17 protein-coding genes are annotated in these 15,474 nt (G+C 69.9%); 9 read left to right on the top strand and 8 right to left on the bottom strand.

All coding sequences use genetic code 11. The annotated features are described in order from the left end of the window. Positions 1-7 precede the first annotated feature (7 nt). Together AC1DMQ_RS17915 and AC1DMQ_RS17920 are read left to right on the top strand one after the other, a co-directional pair. Entirely contained in the window at positions 8-400 is a 393-nt protein-coding gene (locus AC1DMQ_RS17915; protein WP_477034911.1) for a HesB/IscA family protein, read from the top strand. Further along, a complete protein-coding gene (locus AC1DMQ_RS17920; protein WP_477034912.1) occupies positions 400-600 on the top strand; it encodes a hypothetical protein in 201 nt (66 codons plus the stop codon). Before AC1DMQ_RS17915 ends, AC1DMQ_RS17920 begins: the two co-directional genes overlap by 1 nt. Positions 601-604: 4 nt before the next feature. On the opposite strand, the gene AC1DMQ_RS17925 is transcribed toward AC1DMQ_RS17920, so the two are convergent. The 4 genes from AC1DMQ_RS17925 to AC1DMQ_RS17940 all read right to left on the bottom strand — a co-directional run bounded on the left by AC1DMQ_RS17925 (position 605) and on the right by AC1DMQ_RS17940 (position 2,810). Continuing rightward, the gene (locus AC1DMQ_RS17925) at positions 605-967 is read right to left on the bottom strand and encodes a hypothetical protein (protein ID WP_477034913.1); all 363 of its coding nucleotides are present in this window, start codon (positions 965-967) and stop codon (positions 605-607) included. A gap of 91 nt (positions 968-1,058) precedes the next feature. Beyond that, the gene (locus AC1DMQ_RS17930) at positions 1,059-1,418 is read right to left on the bottom strand and encodes a hypothetical protein (RefSeq protein ID WP_477034914.1); all 360 of its coding nucleotides are present in this window, start codon (positions 1,416-1,418) and stop codon (positions 1,059-1,061) included. Position 1,419: 1 nt separating this feature from the next. Next, entirely contained in the window at positions 1,420-2,208 is a 789-nt protein-coding gene (locus AC1DMQ_RS17935; RefSeq protein ID WP_477034915.1) for a lysophospholipid acyltransferase family protein, read from the bottom strand. Positions 2,209-2,249: 41 nt separating this feature from the next. Next, entirely contained in the window at positions 2,250-2,810 is a 561-nt protein-coding gene (locus AC1DMQ_RS17940) for a TetR/AcrR family transcriptional regulator (protein ID WP_477034916.1), read from the bottom strand. A 98-nt stretch (positions 2,811-2,908) separates the two neighbouring features. On the opposite strand from AC1DMQ_RS17940, the gene AC1DMQ_RS17945 reads away from it, so the two are divergent. Further along, entirely contained in the window at positions 2,909-3,895 is a 987-nt protein-coding gene (locus AC1DMQ_RS17945; protein WP_477034917.1) for a glycosyltransferase family 9 protein, read from the top strand. Further along, positions 3,895-4,290, top strand: coding sequence for a DUF6165 family protein (locus AC1DMQ_RS17950; RefSeq protein WP_477034918.1), 396 nt, complete (start codon positions 3,895-3,897; stop codon positions 4,288-4,290). Before AC1DMQ_RS17945 ends, AC1DMQ_RS17950 begins: the two co-directional genes overlap by 1 nt. Here AC1DMQ_RS17950 and AC1DMQ_RS17955 read toward each other — a convergent pair. From AC1DMQ_RS17955 to AC1DMQ_RS17970, 4 genes are all read right to left on the bottom strand, one after another. Further along, positions 4,287-5,108, bottom strand: a complete 822-nt coding sequence (locus AC1DMQ_RS17955) for an arginase family protein (RefSeq protein WP_477034919.1) — start codon at positions 5,106-5,108, stop codon at positions 4,287-4,289. The genes AC1DMQ_RS17950 and AC1DMQ_RS17955 overlap by 4 nt on opposite strands. A gap of 34 nt (positions 5,109-5,142) precedes the next feature. Beyond that, positions 5,143-6,258 (bottom strand): FUSC family protein, encoded by a 1,116-nt coding sequence (locus AC1DMQ_RS17960; RefSeq protein WP_477034920.1) that lies wholly within the window; start codon positions 6,256-6,258, stop codon positions 5,143-5,145. Then, positions 6,259-6,750, bottom strand: coding sequence for a CinA family protein (locus tag AC1DMQ_RS17965; protein ID WP_477034921.1), 492 nt, complete (start codon positions 6,748-6,750; stop codon positions 6,259-6,261). It abuts the gene before it with no gap. 108 nt (positions 6,751-6,858) lie between these two features. Next, a complete protein-coding gene (locus AC1DMQ_RS17970) occupies positions 6,859-8,025 on the bottom strand; it encodes a bifunctional 2-C-methyl-D-erythritol 4-phosphate cytidylyltransferase/2-C-methyl-D-erythritol 2,4-cyclodiphosphate synthase (protein WP_477034922.1) in 1,167 nt (388 codons plus the stop codon). Between the two features lie 97 nt (positions 8,026-8,122). Between AC1DMQ_RS17970 and dusB the strand changes: the two genes are divergently transcribed. From dusB to ntrX, 5 genes are all read left to right on the top strand, one after another. Further along, a complete protein-coding gene (gene dusB, locus AC1DMQ_RS17975) occupies positions 8,123-9,130 on the top strand; it encodes a tRNA dihydrouridine synthase DusB (RefSeq protein ID WP_477034923.1) in 1,008 nt (335 codons plus the stop codon). Further along, positions 9,127-10,257 (top strand): two-component system sensor histidine kinase NtrB, encoded by a 1,131-nt coding sequence (locus tag AC1DMQ_RS17980; protein ID WP_477034924.1) that lies wholly within the window; start codon positions 9,127-9,129, stop codon positions 10,255-10,257. The genes dusB and AC1DMQ_RS17980 overlap by 4 nt, the downstream gene beginning before the upstream one ends. Further along, positions 10,254-11,675: a sigma 54-interacting transcriptional regulator gene (locus AC1DMQ_RS17985; RefSeq protein ID WP_477034925.1), complete on the top strand. Its 1,422-nt coding sequence runs from the start codon at positions 10,254-10,256 to the stop codon at positions 11,673-11,675. Before AC1DMQ_RS17980 ends, AC1DMQ_RS17985 begins: the two co-directional genes overlap by 4 nt. Before the next feature lie 144 nt (positions 11,676-11,819). Continuing rightward, on the top strand, positions 11,820-14,063 hold the full coding sequence (locus AC1DMQ_RS17990) for a sensor histidine kinase NtrY-like (RefSeq protein ID WP_477034926.1): 2,244 nt from the start codon (positions 11,820-11,822) through the stop codon (positions 14,061-14,063). Beyond that, a complete protein-coding gene (ntrX, locus tag AC1DMQ_RS17995) occupies positions 14,060-15,448 on the top strand; it encodes a nitrogen assimilation response regulator NtrX (protein ID WP_477034927.1) in 1,389 nt (462 codons plus the stop codon). Before AC1DMQ_RS17990 ends, ntrX begins: the two co-directional genes overlap by 4 nt. Positions 15,449-15,474: the final 26 nt, after the last annotated feature.

Consider the following 15,474-nt stretch of genomic DNA (forward strand, 5'->3'; position numbering starts at 1 on the left):
GAATCCCATGGAAGCCGCCGTCACCCCTCGCGTTCGTCGCCCACGTCCCAAGGTCGTCACCCTGACGCCGGCCGCCGCCGCGCGGGTGAAGGAGATCATGGATCGGGCCGACAAGCCCTATGCCGGGCTGCGCGTGGGCGTGAAGAACGGCGGCTGCGCGGGTTCGGAATACATCTTCGAATACGCGGCCGAGAAGGGGCCGATCGACGAGGTCGTCGAGGAACAGGGCGTGACCATCCTGATCGATCCCAAGGCCGTGCTGTTCCTGATCGGCACCACGATCGACTACGAGACCACCAAGCTGTCGTCGAAGTTCGTGTTCAACAATCCGAACGAAACCGACGCCTGCGGCTGCGGCGAGAGCGTGACGATCCAGCCCGCGCCGGAGGCTCTGGACTGATGCTGACCAAGACGCCCGCCTGCGTGGAATGCGGCCTGGCCTGGGGCGCGCCGGCCTTCCGCCACGAGGACCACGCTCCGTTGTACTGGTCGGACCAGGGCATCCTGTGCTCGACCGGCTGCGCCGCCAAGCATTTCGACCAGCGCCGGGAGGACGGGACGTTCGTCCCGGTTCCGGCCGAGTGTCCGATCGAGTTCTAGAGGCTCAAGTCGCCGGGGCCGCGCCCGCGCCAAAGGCGATCGCCCCGAACGCCACCGCCAGCGCCACGAAGGGCAGGGCAGAGCCGATCGCGACGAACCGCATCCGCCCTGTCACGCCGCTGACGAAACCGCCGACCGCCGCCAGCAGGGTGGTCAGGGGCAGGGCGAAACAGGCGAAGACGAAGGTGTAGATGGCCGCGTTCACGCCGCCGTCCGACGCCATCACCGACATCGCCGCCAGACCCAGCGCCGGAACGGTCAGCACCAGCCAGATCGCCCCGACCACCAGGGCCAGGACGCGCCTGACGCTCGTCGACTTGCGTGGTCGCGCCGATCGAACGTCGGTCGCGCCTTCCGTCGAGCTCATGGAAACGCCCCACAACCTGAACATGATCAGGCACGATGATTGTGCAAAAGGAGAATGACAAGGGCGTTGAAACTCGCCGTCCGAGGTCGTGTCAGATCCACGCACCAGTGATCTGCATCGATCCCAGGAAAGCCAGAAACAGGCACGTCGGAACCTGGATCGTGGCGAACAGGGTCGCCTCGACACGGAAGCCCTTCGCCGCCATCGCCGAAGCCGGCACGGCCGCTATGCTGATGAGGGCCAGGATCGACATGAGATCGACCATCCAGCCGGGACGGTTCGGATGGGCGCCGGGCTCGACGCTGAAGATCTCGGCCCAGACTCCACACGCCAGCGCCGGCAGGGCCAGGGCCAGGAAGCCGAGGAAATGTCTCCGCTGCATCTCGCCGCGCCCCGCCAGAAAGGCCGCGCCGGTGATCGCGAGCCCTTCGAAGAGGATCAGCCCCAGCATACTAGGCCGCGGCCTCGCTGGGGGGCGCCGTCACGTTCTTCCGCCCGTTCCACTCGACCAGCACCGACGGCTTCACCGGCTCGCCGCGCGCCTGGGCGATCAGCTGGTTGGTGCGGGTCTCGATGACGTCTTCCATCCGGGCCATGAACTCGGCCTTCGACAGGCCCTTGGGCAGGGGCGGCAGGAATTCGACCGTGGCCTGGCCGGCGGTCTTCTTCTTGTCGGTCTGCTTCCAGAAGCAGCCCAGGTTCGTGGCCACCGGCACGACCGGCAGGTCGAAGTCGCGGCTCATGTGGTAGACGCCCGTGCGATAGCGGAACCGCTCGCCCGGGGCGGCCAGATGTCCCTCCGGATAGATCAGGATGCGGCGGCCCTCGGCGGCGACCTGGGCGGCGCTGGCCGACAGGGCTCTGCGAGCCTCGGGCCCGCCGCAGCTGTCGACCACGATGGCCCCGAACTTCTTGAGGATCTGGCCGACCAGCGGGAACTTCTCCAGATGGTCGCCGGTCACGAACGACAGGTTCTCGACATTGGCGAACATCACGAAGCCGTCGCCCCAGCTGTGGTGCTTGGCGGCGATGATGAAGGCGCCCTTGGGAAGGTTCTCCCGGCCCTTCAGCTCGATCCTGACGCCGGCGAAGACGCGCAGCGCCCAGATCATCCGCTGGCTGTAGAGCCGCAGGGCGAAGGCGATGGGCTTGCGCCCCGGGAGCAGGGCGGAGAGGGCGGCCGACAGGCCGTAGAAGATCGACAGAACCCAGTAGTAGGCGTTGAACAGCGCGCTGCGCATGGTTCGGTGTCCCTAAAGGCGTCTTGGGGTGGGCGAGGGGCTTAGCGGGCGGAAAGCACGGCCTGGACGGCCGCCGTCATCAGCGGCGCGTGGGCCGAAAGGTCGTCGTCGCCCAGGCGGCCATAGGCCTTGTTCTGGGCGGTCTGGGTGATCACCCCGATGGCCATGGCGGCCACCACGCGCGGGTCGCCCGGCGGCAGCTCGGTGTCCATCATCGCCCGCTTGACCAGGCTCTCGACCACGCTCACCGGATCACGGCCGTCCTCCTGGTAGTAGGGCAGGAAATGGTGCAGCTGCAGCAGATGGAAGGCGAACAGCAGCCAGTCCTCGTCGGCCACGGTGCAGTAGGCGCGGACCACGGCGGCGGCCTTGGCCTGGATGCCGGTCGCCATGTCGGCGTTGACGGTGATCAGGTCCGAAAGGCGTCGATGGGTGGCCATGAACAGGCCCACGGCCAGCTCGTCCTTGCTCTTCCAGTGACGGTAGATCGCGCCTTCCGACACTCCGGCCTTGGCGGCGATCAGCTTGGTGGTGGCCGCGTCGACGCCCTTGTCGACGAAGACCTCGAGGGCGGCGCGTTCGATCTTGGGCTTTGCGTTCATGGGCTGTAGCGTAACACGACCTCAGGGCGATGCAAGTGAGCAATCACTCTCATGCTTCCGCGTTGACCCGAACGCGGACGGCGGCCTAAGCCGGGGCCATGGTCCAGACGATCCTGATCTATTCCATGGGCGAGGTGATCGGCGACGGCCTGATCAAGCTGCCGTTCATCGCCGGCCTGCGCGCCGCCTTTCCAGACGCCCGGATCACCTGGTGCGCGGCCAAGGGCGAGACGGTCTATGCCGGACCGCTGAAGGCCGTGGTGGCCGGCTATATCGACGAGATCCTGACCGACGGTCCGACGGGCGACGCAGCCCTGGACGTCCTGCCGTGGGTCAAGCCGTTCGGCGGCCGGACCTTCGACCTGGTGATCGACACCCAGGAGAACCTGCGCCGCAGCCTGGTGGCTCGCCGCGCGGCCAAACAGAACTTCGTCTCGGCCGCCGCCCAGGCCCGCAAGCCCGGATGGCCCGTGGCCGTGGTCGAACGCCTGGCCAGGCTGCTGGACCTGGCGACCGACGGGGCCGGCGCGCCGCGCCCCCTGGCGCTGGCGAACCCCGACGCCGCCAACGCCGCCCGCGCGCTGCTGCCGACCGCCCACTACGGCGGGCCGGTCTATGTCGGCCTGGCCCCCGGCGCCGGCGGCCAGGACAAGCGCTGGCCGCTGGAGCGCTATCTGGAGCTGGCCCGCCGCATCGAGGCTTCGGGCCGCAAGGCGGTGTTCTTCTTCGGCCCCGACGAGGCGGCCGACGCCCAGGCCGCCCGCGAAGCGGTTCCGCAAGCCCTGTTTCCGGAGAAGGACCGCACGGACGGCTTCACCGGCGTGAAAGGGCCGATGCTGGCCATCGCCCTGGCCGGCCGGCTGACCGCCGCGGTCGCCAACGACGCCGGGCCGGGCCACATGCTGGCGGCCGGCGGCGCGCCGCTGCTGTCGCTGCAGAAGAACCATCGCAAGGCCGTCAAGTTTCGCCCCGCGGCCCAGCATCTTGAGCTGCTGGTCGCGGAGGACTACGGACAGGACATGGCCGCCCTGCCGCTCGACGTGGTGGACGAGGCCCTGCAACGCCTGATCGCCGGAGTCCCCTGATGCCCATTCTCGCACCCGTCTCGGCCGGCGAACTGATCGACAAGATCACCATCCTGCGCGTCAAGGCGATGCGGATCGGCGACCCGGCCAAGGAGGCCAACGTCCGGACCGAACTGGCCCTGCTGGAGGAAACCGCCGCGCGCGAGCTTCCGCAGTCGGCGGCGCTGGAGGACCTGGTCGCCCAGCTGACCGAGATCAACGCCGCCCTTTGGGACATCGAGGACGGCAAGCGCGACTGCGAGCGCCGCCAGGACTTCGGCCCGGACTTCGTGGCCCTGGCCCGCCGCGTCTATATCGACAACGACCGCCGCGCCGCCGTGAAGCGCCAGATCAACACCCTGGTCGGCTCGGAGATCGTCGAGGAAAAGAGCTACAAGCCGTATCTAGCCGGCTAGGCCGCCAGCCGCCGCAGCAGCGGCGCCAACGCATCCAGCAGCGCATCGACGTCGCCGGACGCGCCCGTTTCGGCGAAGACGTCTTCGAACTCGGCGATTTCGAGCCCGATCACACGGTTTCGGGCCAGGACGATGCAGACCTCGCACAGGTCGGCGAAGCTCAACCCGTCTTCGACGCTGTATTCCGTCGGCACGAGACCGGGATTCAGGACGTCGCAGTCGAGATGCACATAGACCGGCCGGTCGCCGATCGCGGCGGCCAGGCGTTGCGCGATCCCAGGGCCGGCCGCGACCAGGCGCGGTCCGCCGGCGGCGATCAGCGCGGCCTCGCACGGATCCAGGTCCCGGGCTCCGACCAACACGACGTCGGCCAGGTCCAGCCCTTGGCCCAGACCCGTATCCCAGACGCCGGCGGCGGCGGTCAGCACCATGCCGCCCAGATAGCCGGTGGTGGAATGGGCGGGCTGGTTGCAGTCGCCATGGGCGTCGAACCAGACGATCAGGGCGTCCGGATGATGGCGCAGCACGACGGGCAGGGCGGCGATCGAGGCGGCGCAGCGTCCCTGGGCCAGCAGCGAAACCTTGCCATCGGCCAGCACGGCGTCCAGACGGGCGGCCAGCGCCTCCAGTCCGGGACGGGCCGCTTCCAATTCCTCCGACCATCCGGTCGCCAGCGGCGGAGACCGAACGCCCACGCGCTCAAGGGCCACGCCCAGGCGGGCTTCAAGGGCCGCGCCCACGGCCAGGGCGCCGGCGACGCCGCGCGGATTGCGATCGCCCGCGCGACCTTGGAAGACGGTGAGAGCTAGGTTGGACATGGGCTGCAGCCTACCCCGAGCTCCGGCAAGACCGCTAGGACCGCTTGCCGACGGTTTCCTCGACCCGCTCCTCGAAGTCGCCGAGGTTGCCGAACAGGTTCTCGATGGCGAACACCAGGCCGAAGACGCGCGCCGCGTCGTCGAAAGCCAGAGCCCGGGTGCCGCCGCCGGCCCGCAGGGTCTCGACGGCGGACTGGAAGGCCTGATGCGCCTCGGCGAAGGCGACGCGGTCGGGGCGTGGACCGCCCGACAGCAGGGCCGAACAGGCCCGCAGGAAGCTCGCGCTGGCGTTCAGCATGGCCGCCGAGGGCAGGGCCAGGCCGGGCGAGGGGAAGGTCTCGCGCAGGGCCCGGCCGATCATCACGCTGTCGTTGCGCAGCCGCCAGAGCGTGCGGGGCAGGGCCTCGGTCACCGAATGGTCGCTCAGCCGGCTGGCGCTCTCGCGATCGGCCTCGGTCATGGCGGTCTGCAGCTTGGACAGCGCCTTCAGCGTGTCGTCGTAGTGCGCGCGGGCCTCCAGCTCGGTCGCGCCGCCCTTCAGCTTCAGGGCGTAGTGCTCCAGCAGCTCGGCCAGCAGTCCGGCCACCTTGTCGGCGTTGTCGACCACCGTGGCGTGGGCCCGGGCGGGGAAGATCAGCAGGGTGGCGGCGATGCCGACCACGCTGCCGACCGTGATCTCGGCCGTTCGCAGGAAGGCGGCGACCACCGGATCCATGTGGGTGGTCGTGCCGATCAACATGATCACGGCGGTGACCGGGGCCACCTTGAAGGCCGGGCGGACGGCTGCCAGGAAGGCCAGCAGGGCGGCGGTGACCGCCAGGATCGGTCCGCCGGCCTCGGGCCAGCGGGCGTGCAGTATGGCGGCGCCGGCCCCGACGGCGGCGCCGACCACCGTGCCCATCAGCCGCTCGATCGAGGCGGTGATCGTGGCGCCGAGGCTGGACTGGACGACGATCACGGCGGTGAACACCGCCCAATAGCCCTGGGGCAGGCGCAGCAGGGTCGCCAGGGCGTAGGCGGCCACGACGGCCGACGACACCCGGATGGCGTGGCGCAGTTCGGTCTTGCGGCCGGCGGCCTTGGCCAGGGCCGCGCGGGACAGCTCCAGGCCGACGAACCGGCKCCAGTCGCTGGGCGCGGCTTCCGGCATCTAGGTCACCGCCTCGCGCAGCATCTCCAGCGCCGTGCGGACAGCGGCCAACTGCACCCCTTCGCGCGTCTCGCCGTCGAACAGTTCGTGGCGATGGACGACCGAACGGTTGGCGCGGGCCACCGCGAAATGCACGGTGCCGACCGGCTTCAGGGGCGAGCCGCCGCCGGGTCCCGCCACGCCGGTGATCGACACGGCGACATGGGCGTTGCTGGCCTCCAGCGCGCCCTCGGCCATCCAGCGCGCCACCACCTCGGACACCGCCCCGTGGTCGGCGATCAGGTCGCCGGGCACGCCCAGCATCTCGGACTTGGCCCGATTGGTGTAGGTGACGAAGCCGCGCTCGAAGACGTCCGACGCCCCGGAGATGTTGCAGATCGCGCCCGCCACCAGTCCACCGGTGCAGCTCTCGGCCGTGGCCAGCCGAAGGGACTTCCCGCGCGCTTCGTCAATCAGCAGGCGGGCCAGGGTCTGGATTTCGAGCGGGAACATCGGAGACTCCTGCGCCTCGAGGCGGGGACACACACTCACATCACGGTCTGCGGGCAAATGGCAATGTGGATGGGGTGAGTGTGTGTCCCCATCTTCGTCCCGAGCCCCTCAGGCCGGCGTCTCGACCACGGCGATGGCCTGGGCCGCCAGGCCTTCGCCACGGCCGGTGAAGCCCATGCCCTCGGTGGTGGTCGCCTTGACGCTGACCCGGTCGAGCGGAAGGTCCAGGATCTGGGCCAGGCGTTCGCGCATCGCCGCGCGGTGCGGTTTGATCTTGGGCCGCTCGCAGATCAGGGTCACGTCGACATTGACCAAGGTTCCGCCGCGTTGACGGACTAGATCCACGGCATGGATCAGGAACTTGTCCGAGGCCGCGCCCTTCCATTGCGGATCGGTGGGCGGGAAGTGGTCGCCGATATCGCCTTCGCCGATCGCGCCCAGGATGGCGTCGGTCAGGGCGTGCAGGCCGGCGTCGGCGTCGGAATGGCCGATCAGGGTCTCGTCGTGGGCGATCTCGACGCCGCACAGCCAGACCGATTCACCGGGTCCCCAGCGGTGGGCGTCGAAGCCCTGGCCCATGCGGGTGATGCGCGCGCGGCCCGCGAGCTGTTCGGCCCCCAGCTTCTCAGCCATGGCGAAGTCCTCCGGATAGGTCAGTTTCATCAACATCGGGTCGCCGGGCGTGACCACCACCCGGCCGCCGTGGCGTTCGACCACCTGGCCGTCGTCGGTCGGTTCGTCCGGACCCGTCCATTCGGCGTAGGCCGCCAGCAGGCGGTCGCGGCGGAAAGCCTGGGGGGTCTGAGCGCGCCACAGATCGTTACGCGGTTTCGTGACAACGGCCGCGTCGACCGCTCCACTTTTCAGCGTATCGGCGACCGGCAAGGCTGGAATCGCGCCATCGGCGTCGTCGAGGGCTTTCAGCACAGCTTCGATTGTTGCGGCGCCGAGGAAGGGCCGCGCGGCGTCGTGGATCAGCACCGGCTCGTCGGCCGGCCGGTCGGCGAGAGCCGCCAGACCGGCCTGGACGGAGAGGGCGCGAGTCGCGCCGCCGGGGGCCGTGGTCCAGCCGGAAAGTCCGTGCAGGGCCGTTTCCAGGATCGGGCGGGCGTCAGGATCGGCCACGATCACAAGCTTTTGCGCGCCGCCGCCCAGCAAGGCTTCCACCGACCAGCGCAGCACGGTTTTCCCGGCCAGGACACGCCATTGCTTGGCCTGGCCTGGGCCAGCCCTGGTACCGGAACCGGCGGCGACGATGACGGCGGAGAAGGTCATCCCGGCTGTTTAGCCGCCCGAGGTAACTTGTCTAGAGAAGAGCCTTTACTGCGCCGCACAAATTGCCTAAAAACAGTGCGGTGGGGATGCATATAAAATGAGCAACAGTCTCGCAGTCGGCAAGGTCGAAGTGCCCGGGCGTGTGTGGATCGCACCCATGACCGGCGTCTCCGATCTGCCTTTCAGGGAAACCGCCACCCGCCTCGGCGCGGCCTATGTGGCGACCGAGATGGTGGCCTGCGCCGAGTTCGCGCGGGGACGCCCCGACGCCGTACGCCGCGCGGCGGTCGGCGACGGCCTGCCGCTGATGGTCGTCCAGCTGGTCGGCCGCGATCCCGGCTTCATGGCCCAGGGCGCGCGGATGGCCGCCGAGGCCGGGGCACAGATCGTCGACCTGAACTTCGGCTGCCCCTCCAAGATGGTCACGGGCGGCGTGGCCTCGGGCTCGGCCCTGATGCGCGAGCCGGATTTGGCCGAGGCCCTGGTGGCCGCCGCCGTCAAGGCCGTGGACGTTCCGGTCACCGTCAAGATGCGCCTGGGCTGGGACGACGACAGCCGCAACGCCGCCGACATCGCCCGCCGGGCCGTCGACGCCGGCGCCCAGGCGCTCACCGTCCATGGCCGCACGCGCTGCCAGTTTTACAAGGGCGAGGCCGACTGGGAGGCCGTCGCCGCCGTCAAGCAGGCGGTCGGCGTTCCGGTGCTGGTCAACGGCGACATCGTCGACGGCGACACCGCTCGCCAGGCCTTGGACCAATCGGGCGCCGACGGCGTGATGATCGGCCGAGGCGTCTACGGCCGCCCGTGGATCGCCCAGGCCATCGAGGCGGCGCTGCGCGGCGAGGGCTTCCGCGAGCCGGACGCCCAGGAGCGCCTGGCCATCGCGGTCACCCATTTCCGTCGCAGCCTGGACTTCTACGGCCAGAACCTGGGGCTGAAGATGTTCCGCAAGCACCTAGCCTCGTACATCGACGCCGCGCCGTGGCCCGACAGCGAGGAGGCGCGGCGGATCGCCCGCGGCGTCCTGTGCCGCCTGGAAGACCCCGCCGCGATCGAGGACGGCCTGGCCGCCCTGTGGCTGGACGACCGGAGGCTGGCCGCATGACCGATCACGCCCGCATCTCCCCGACCAAGATCTCCGACAGCCTGAAGGTCGCGGCCTTCGACCTGAGCCCCGAACCCGCCCTGGTCGTCGACCGCGAAGGCGCTTTGGTGGCGGTCAACGAAGCCGCCGAGGCCCTGTTCGGCCAGGGCCTGTCGCTGCTGGCCCGCGGCCGCTTCCGCGCCGCCCTGCCGCCGGGCTCGGTGCTGGTCTCGATGATGGACCGCGCCCTGTTCGAAGGCGCGCTGGTCCGCGAGCACGGGGTCGAGGTCAATCTGTTCGGCCAGCCGCCGTTCGAGGCCGACGGCGCCGCCGCGCCCCTGGGCGATGGTTCGGTGCTGCTGACCCTTCACGTCAAGGGCGTGCTGGGCGTCGAACGGGCTTCGGACGCCGCCGGCCTGCGCTCGGTGGTCGGCCTGGGCCGCATGCTGGCCCACGAGATCAAGAACCCGCTGGCGGGCATCCGCGGCGCGGCTCAGCTGCTGAAGACCGGCGCCAGCGCCGCCGACCAGCCGCTGGCCCAACTGATCGTCGACGAGACCGACCGCATCCGCCGCCTGGTCGACCGCATGGAGGCCTTCTCCGACGAGGTCCCGGGTCCGCGCGAGGCGGTCAACATCCACCAGGTGCTGGACCGCGTCCGCGCCCTGGTCGTCAACGGCGTCGCCGACGGCCTGGCGCTGCAGGAGCACTACGACCCGTCGCTGCCCGACGTCTGGGGCGACGAGGACCACCTGATCCAGGTGTTCCTGAACCTGGTCAAGAACGCCGCCGAGGCTGCCCACATGCGCGGCGACGGCCAAGGCATCCTGTCGATCCACACCGCTTGGCGTCCCGGCGTTCGGGTGCGGGGCGCGGATGGCAAGGCCACTGCCGGCGCGCCGATCGAGATCCGCGTGCAGGACAACGGTCCCGGCGTGCCCCAGAGCCTGCGCGATCACCTGTTCCAGCCGTTCGTCACCACCAAGGCCAACGGCACGGGCCTGGGCCTGGCCCTGGTCACCAAGCTGGTGACCAGCCACGGCGGCCTGATCGACTTCGAATCCGAGCCCGGCCGCACCGTGTTCCGCGTGCTGCTGCCGATGGCGACCGGAAAGCTTGCCACCTCCACTGGAGACGCCCACGCATGAACGCCGCCAGCAAGAAGATCCTGATCGCCGACGACGACAGCTCGGTGCGCCTGGTGCTCAGCCAGGCCTTCACCCGGCTGGGCTATCAGGTCCGGGCGACGGGCAACGCCACCACGCTGCTGAAGTGGGTGATGGACGGCGAGGGCGATCTGATCGTCACCGACGTGATGATGCCCGACGAGAACGTGTTCGACGTGCTGCCGCGCATCCGCAAGGAACGGCCCAAGCTGCCGATCATCGTGATGAGCGCCCAGAACACCCTGCTGACGGCGGTCAACGCCGCCGACGCGGGCGCGTTCGAATACGTCTCCAAGCCCTTCGACCTCGACGACGTCACCGCCGCCGCCCGCCGGGCCCTGTCGCGACCGGCCGACGCCGAGGCCTCCAAGGCCCAGGCCCGCGCCATGCGCGACGAGCGCCTGCCGCTGATCGGCCGCTCGGCCCCGATGCAGGAGGTCTACCGCACCATCGCCCGCCTGGTCGGCGCCGACCTGACGGTGCTGATCCTCGGCGAGAGCGGCACCGGCAAGGAGCTGGTGGCCCGCGCCCTGCACGAGCTGGGCCGCCGCCGCGACGGCAAGTTCGTGGTCATCAACCTGGCCGCCGTGCCGCGCGAGCGGGTCGAGACCGAGCTGTTCGGGCGCGGGGAGGGCGACATGGGCCGCCTGATCGAGGCCGACGGCGGCACCCTGTTCCTGGACGAGATCGGCGACATGCCGCTGGACGCCCAGACACGCCTGCTGCGGGTGATCGACGGCACCGAGCCGGTGCTCAACCCCAAGACCGGCCGCCGTCCCAATGTCCGCATCATCGCCGCCACCAACCGCGACCTGCGCGGCCTGATCCAACAGGGCCTGTTCCGCGAGGACCTGTTCTTCCGCCTCAACGTCGCGCCCGTGCGCCTGCCGCCGCTGCGCGACCGCACCGAGGACATCCCGGACCTGGCCCGCACGTTCCTGCTGCGCGCCGCCCGCGAAGGCCTGCCGTCCAAGACCATCGACCAGAGCGCCCTGGACCGCATGAAGAGCCACGCCTGGCCGGGCAACGTGCGCGAGCTGGAGAACCTGATCCGGCGGATGTGCGCCCTCTACGCCGAGGAACTGATCACCGCCCGCATCGTCGATCGCGAGCTGCAGGACCACGCGCCGGCCGCCCATGCCGACGAGGGTCCGGTCACCCTGGCCAGCCTGGTCGAGCGCCACCTGTCGTCGCACTTCGCCGACCAGCCCGACGGCGTGCCGGCCGCCGGCCTCTACGACCGGGTGCTGCAGGAGGTGGAGCGGCCGCTGATCCAGCTGACCCTGTCGGCCACCCGCGGCAATCAGGTGCGGGCCGCCGAAATCCTGGGACTCAACCGCAACACCTTGCGCAAGAAGATCCAGGACCTGGGCGTCGAGATGACGCGCGGCCGACGGTAAAATCTCACCGGAGAGACTCTCCGTCCTGATTTTGGGCGGGACGGAGGGTGTTTCGTGCGGATGAATGCATTGTAACGCCACCGCTGACGCTTAATTGGCACATACCTGTTGAGTTTAGGGCACAGGGCCCCTTAGACTTGGTCAATGGCGTCCGTTCCGTCCGTGCTGGAGCTTGAAGGACCCCCGACCCGGTTCAGCCGGGCCTGGTGGCGCGAGCTGTTGCGGTCCCGCTTCACGTTGGGCGGGGCCTACGGCGTGGCGATCGCCCTGACCGCCACGGCGGTGTTCCTGGCGTCGTCGCCGCCGGCCACCGGGCCGATCGGACCGGCCACCACGGTCATCCTCGTCGTCCTCGGTTTTAACCTCGCCCTGATTCTCTGCGTGGCCGGCATCGTCGGCTGGCGGCTGCTGGACCTGGTCGACGCGCGGGCCAGCGACGCCGGCGCGCGGCTGCACCTGCGCTTCGTGGGCCTGTTCTCGGTGGCCGCCGTGGCCCCGGCCGTGATCGTCGCCCTGTTCTTCGGGGTGCTGGTCAATCGCGGGGTCGACGCCTGGTTCAGCGAGCGCGTGCGCACCGTGGTCGAGAACTCGGCCACCGTCGCCCGGTCCTATGTCAGCGAGCAGACCCAGTATATCAGCCAGCACGTCGGGCCGATGGCCGGCACCCTGAACCAGGCGGCGCCGACCCTGGCCGACTCGCCGGTGGCCTTCGGGCACTTCCTCAAGAGCCTGGCCGACGACAACGGCTTCTCGTCCGCCTACGTGCTGGACCGCGACGGCCGGATCCTGGCCCGCGCCGAGTCCGACGACGCCCCGCCGTTCCTGGCCCCGCCGCCGTCCAGCTACCAGCGGACCGACGACGGCGACATCACCTCGCAGCGCTTCGTCGAGGAAGACCTGTTCCGGGCGCTCTATCGCCTGAAGGCCTTCCCGGACGCCTACCTCTACATCGCCCGGCCGATCGACAAGGGCATCCTGGCCCACCTGATCGAGTCCGAGGAATCGCTGATCTCGTATCGCGAGGCGGCCAAGAACCAGAACCGCATCCAGGTGATCTTCGGCCTCAGCTACATCGAGACCGCGCTGCTGGTGCTGGTCGCGGCCGTCTGGGTCGGCATCGCCGCCGCCAACTCGATCGCCGCCCCGGTCTCGGGCCTGGTGCAGGCGGCCGGTCGGGTCTCGGCCGGCGACCTGGACGCGCGGGTCGACGTCGAGATCGGCCCCGAGGAGATCCGCGCCCTGTCGATCGCCTTCAACATGATGACCACCGACCTGCAGGCCCAGCAGGCCGCCCTGCGGGTGGCCAGTCTCGACGCGGAGTCGCGCCGCCAGTTCATCGAGACCGTGCTGTCGGGCGTCAGCGCCGGCGTCGTCGGGCTGGATTCCGAGGGCCGCATCACCGCGCTCAACCGCCGGGCCGGCGACCTGCTGGCCCTGACGGACGACGCCGTGAGCCAGCCGCTGGTCGAGGTGGCTCCGGAGCTGGAGACCGTCATCTCGGAGATCAGCGGCGGCAAGCCGAACGCCGAGGTCGAGATCGACGTGATCCGCGGCGGCGAGACCCGCCGGCTGCGCTTCCGCGGGGCCGGTCACGCGGTCGGGACCCTGGTCCTGACCTTCGACGACATCACCCGCCTGGTGGCCGCCCAGCGCAACGCCGCCTGGAAGGACGTCGCCCGCCGCATCGCCCATGAGATCAAGAACCCGCTGACCCCGATCCAGCTGTCGGCCGAGCGGATTCGCCGCAAGTATCGCAAGGACATCACCAGCGACCTGGAGACCTTCGACCGCTGCACCGAGACCATCATCCGCCAGGTCGGCGACATCGGCCGGATGGTCGACGAATTCTCCTCGTTCGCCCGCATGCCCGCGCCGCGCTTCGCGCCTGCCGACCTGACCGAGATGCTGCGCCAGGCGGTTTTCGCCCAACGTTTCGTCGACGCCGAGACCGAGGTGGTCCTGGAGGATCCAGGCGAGGAGGTCTGGGTCAGCTGCGACGCGCGGATGGTCGGCCAGGCCCTGACCAACATCCTCAAGAACGCCGGCGAGGCGGTCGGCGCGCGTCGCCTGGCCTCGCCCGAACCGCCGGGCCGCATCGTCGCCAGCCTAGTCTCGGACGACGAGCACCTGTGCCTGGTCGTCGAGGACAACGGCGTGGGCCTGCCGGCCCGCGACCGGGACCGGCTGACCGAACCCTATGTCACGACCCGCGAGAAGGGCACCGGCCTCGGGCTGGCGATCGTCAAGCGGATCATGGAGGACCATGAAGGCGAACTGGTCCTGACCGACGCGCTGAATGGAACCGGCGCCCGGGTCATCCTGAAGTTCCCCACGACCGCGCGGCTGACCGCCGCCAACGCCCAGAACGGCGTAGAGGAGATGATATGAGCGCTGACGTGCTTGTGGTCGACGACGAGGTCGATATCCGCGAACTGGTGGCCGGCATCCTCGAGGATGAAGGCTACGCGGTGCGGGTCGCGGCCGATTCCGACCAGGCGCTGGCCGCCCTGCGAGCCCGAAAGCCCGCGCTGCTGGTGCTGGACATCTGGATGCAGGGCGGGGGGATGGACGGGCTGGAGCTGCTCGACATGGTCAAGGCCCTCGACCCCGATCTGCCGGTGATCATGATCTCGGGCCACGGCAACATCGAGACCGCCGTCAGCGCCATCAAGCGCGGGGCCTACGAGTTCCTGGAAAAGCCGTTCAAGTCCGACCGCCTGCTGCTGGTGGTGGAACGGGCCCTGGAAGCCGCCAACCTCAAGCGCGAAAACCGTCGCCTGCGGGTGCAGAGCTTCAGCTCCGACGGCCTGATGGGCAAGTCGGCGGCGGCCCAGGCCCTGCGCCAGCTGATCGCCAAGGTCGCCCCGGCCAACAGCCGGGTGCTGGTCTCGGGCCCGCCCGGCTCGGGCAAGGAGCTGGTCGCCCGGCTGATCCACGGCTCCAGCGCCCGGCTGCGCAACGAGTTCGTGGCCGTCAGCGCCGCGGGCATGGCCCCCGAGCGCCTGGACGTCGAACTGTTCGGCGAGGAGGGCGAGAACGGCCGTCCGCGCAAGATCGGGGTGTTCGAGCGCGCCCACGGCGGCACCCTCTATCTCGACGAGGTGGCAGACATGCCGCGCGAGACCCAGAGCCGCATCCTGCGGGTCCTGGTCGAGCAGCGCTTCCGCCGGGTGGGCGGCGACAACGACGTCCAGGTCGACGTGCGGGTGATCTCGTCGACTTCGCGAGAACTTCGCGAGGAGATCGCCGCCGGGCGGTTCCGCGAGGACCTGTTCCACCGCCTGAACGTGGTGCCGGTTCGCGTGCCCGGTCTTTCCGAGAGGCGCGAGGACATCCCCGAGCTGATCACCTACTTCATCGACCGGATCGGCGAGGCCACCGGCATGCAGCGGCGGCGGCTGGGCGAGGACGCCCTGGCGACCCTGCAGGTCCAGGCCTGGCCCGGCAACGTCCGCCAGTTGCGCAACAACGTCGAGCGGATGCTGATCCTGGCCTCGGGCGAGCCGGGCGACCTGATCACCGCCGAGATGCTCAACACCAACGAGCAGCCGACCGGCGGCAACGCCGGGGCGATCGGGGCCGAGCGGATCATCGCCCTGCCGCTGCGCGAGGCGCGGGAACTGTTCGAGCGGGAGTATCTGAACGCCCAGATCCTGCGGTTCGGCGGCAACATCTCGCGCACCGCCAACTTCATCGGCATGGAGCGCTCGGCCCTGCACAGGAAATTGAAATCCCTGGGCGTCGCGGGTGCACGAGTCGAAGAGGAAGAGTAACTAGCTCACCTCTTCGTCCGGCCACG

The organism is Caulobacter sp. 05L422 (assembly GCF_056397765.1).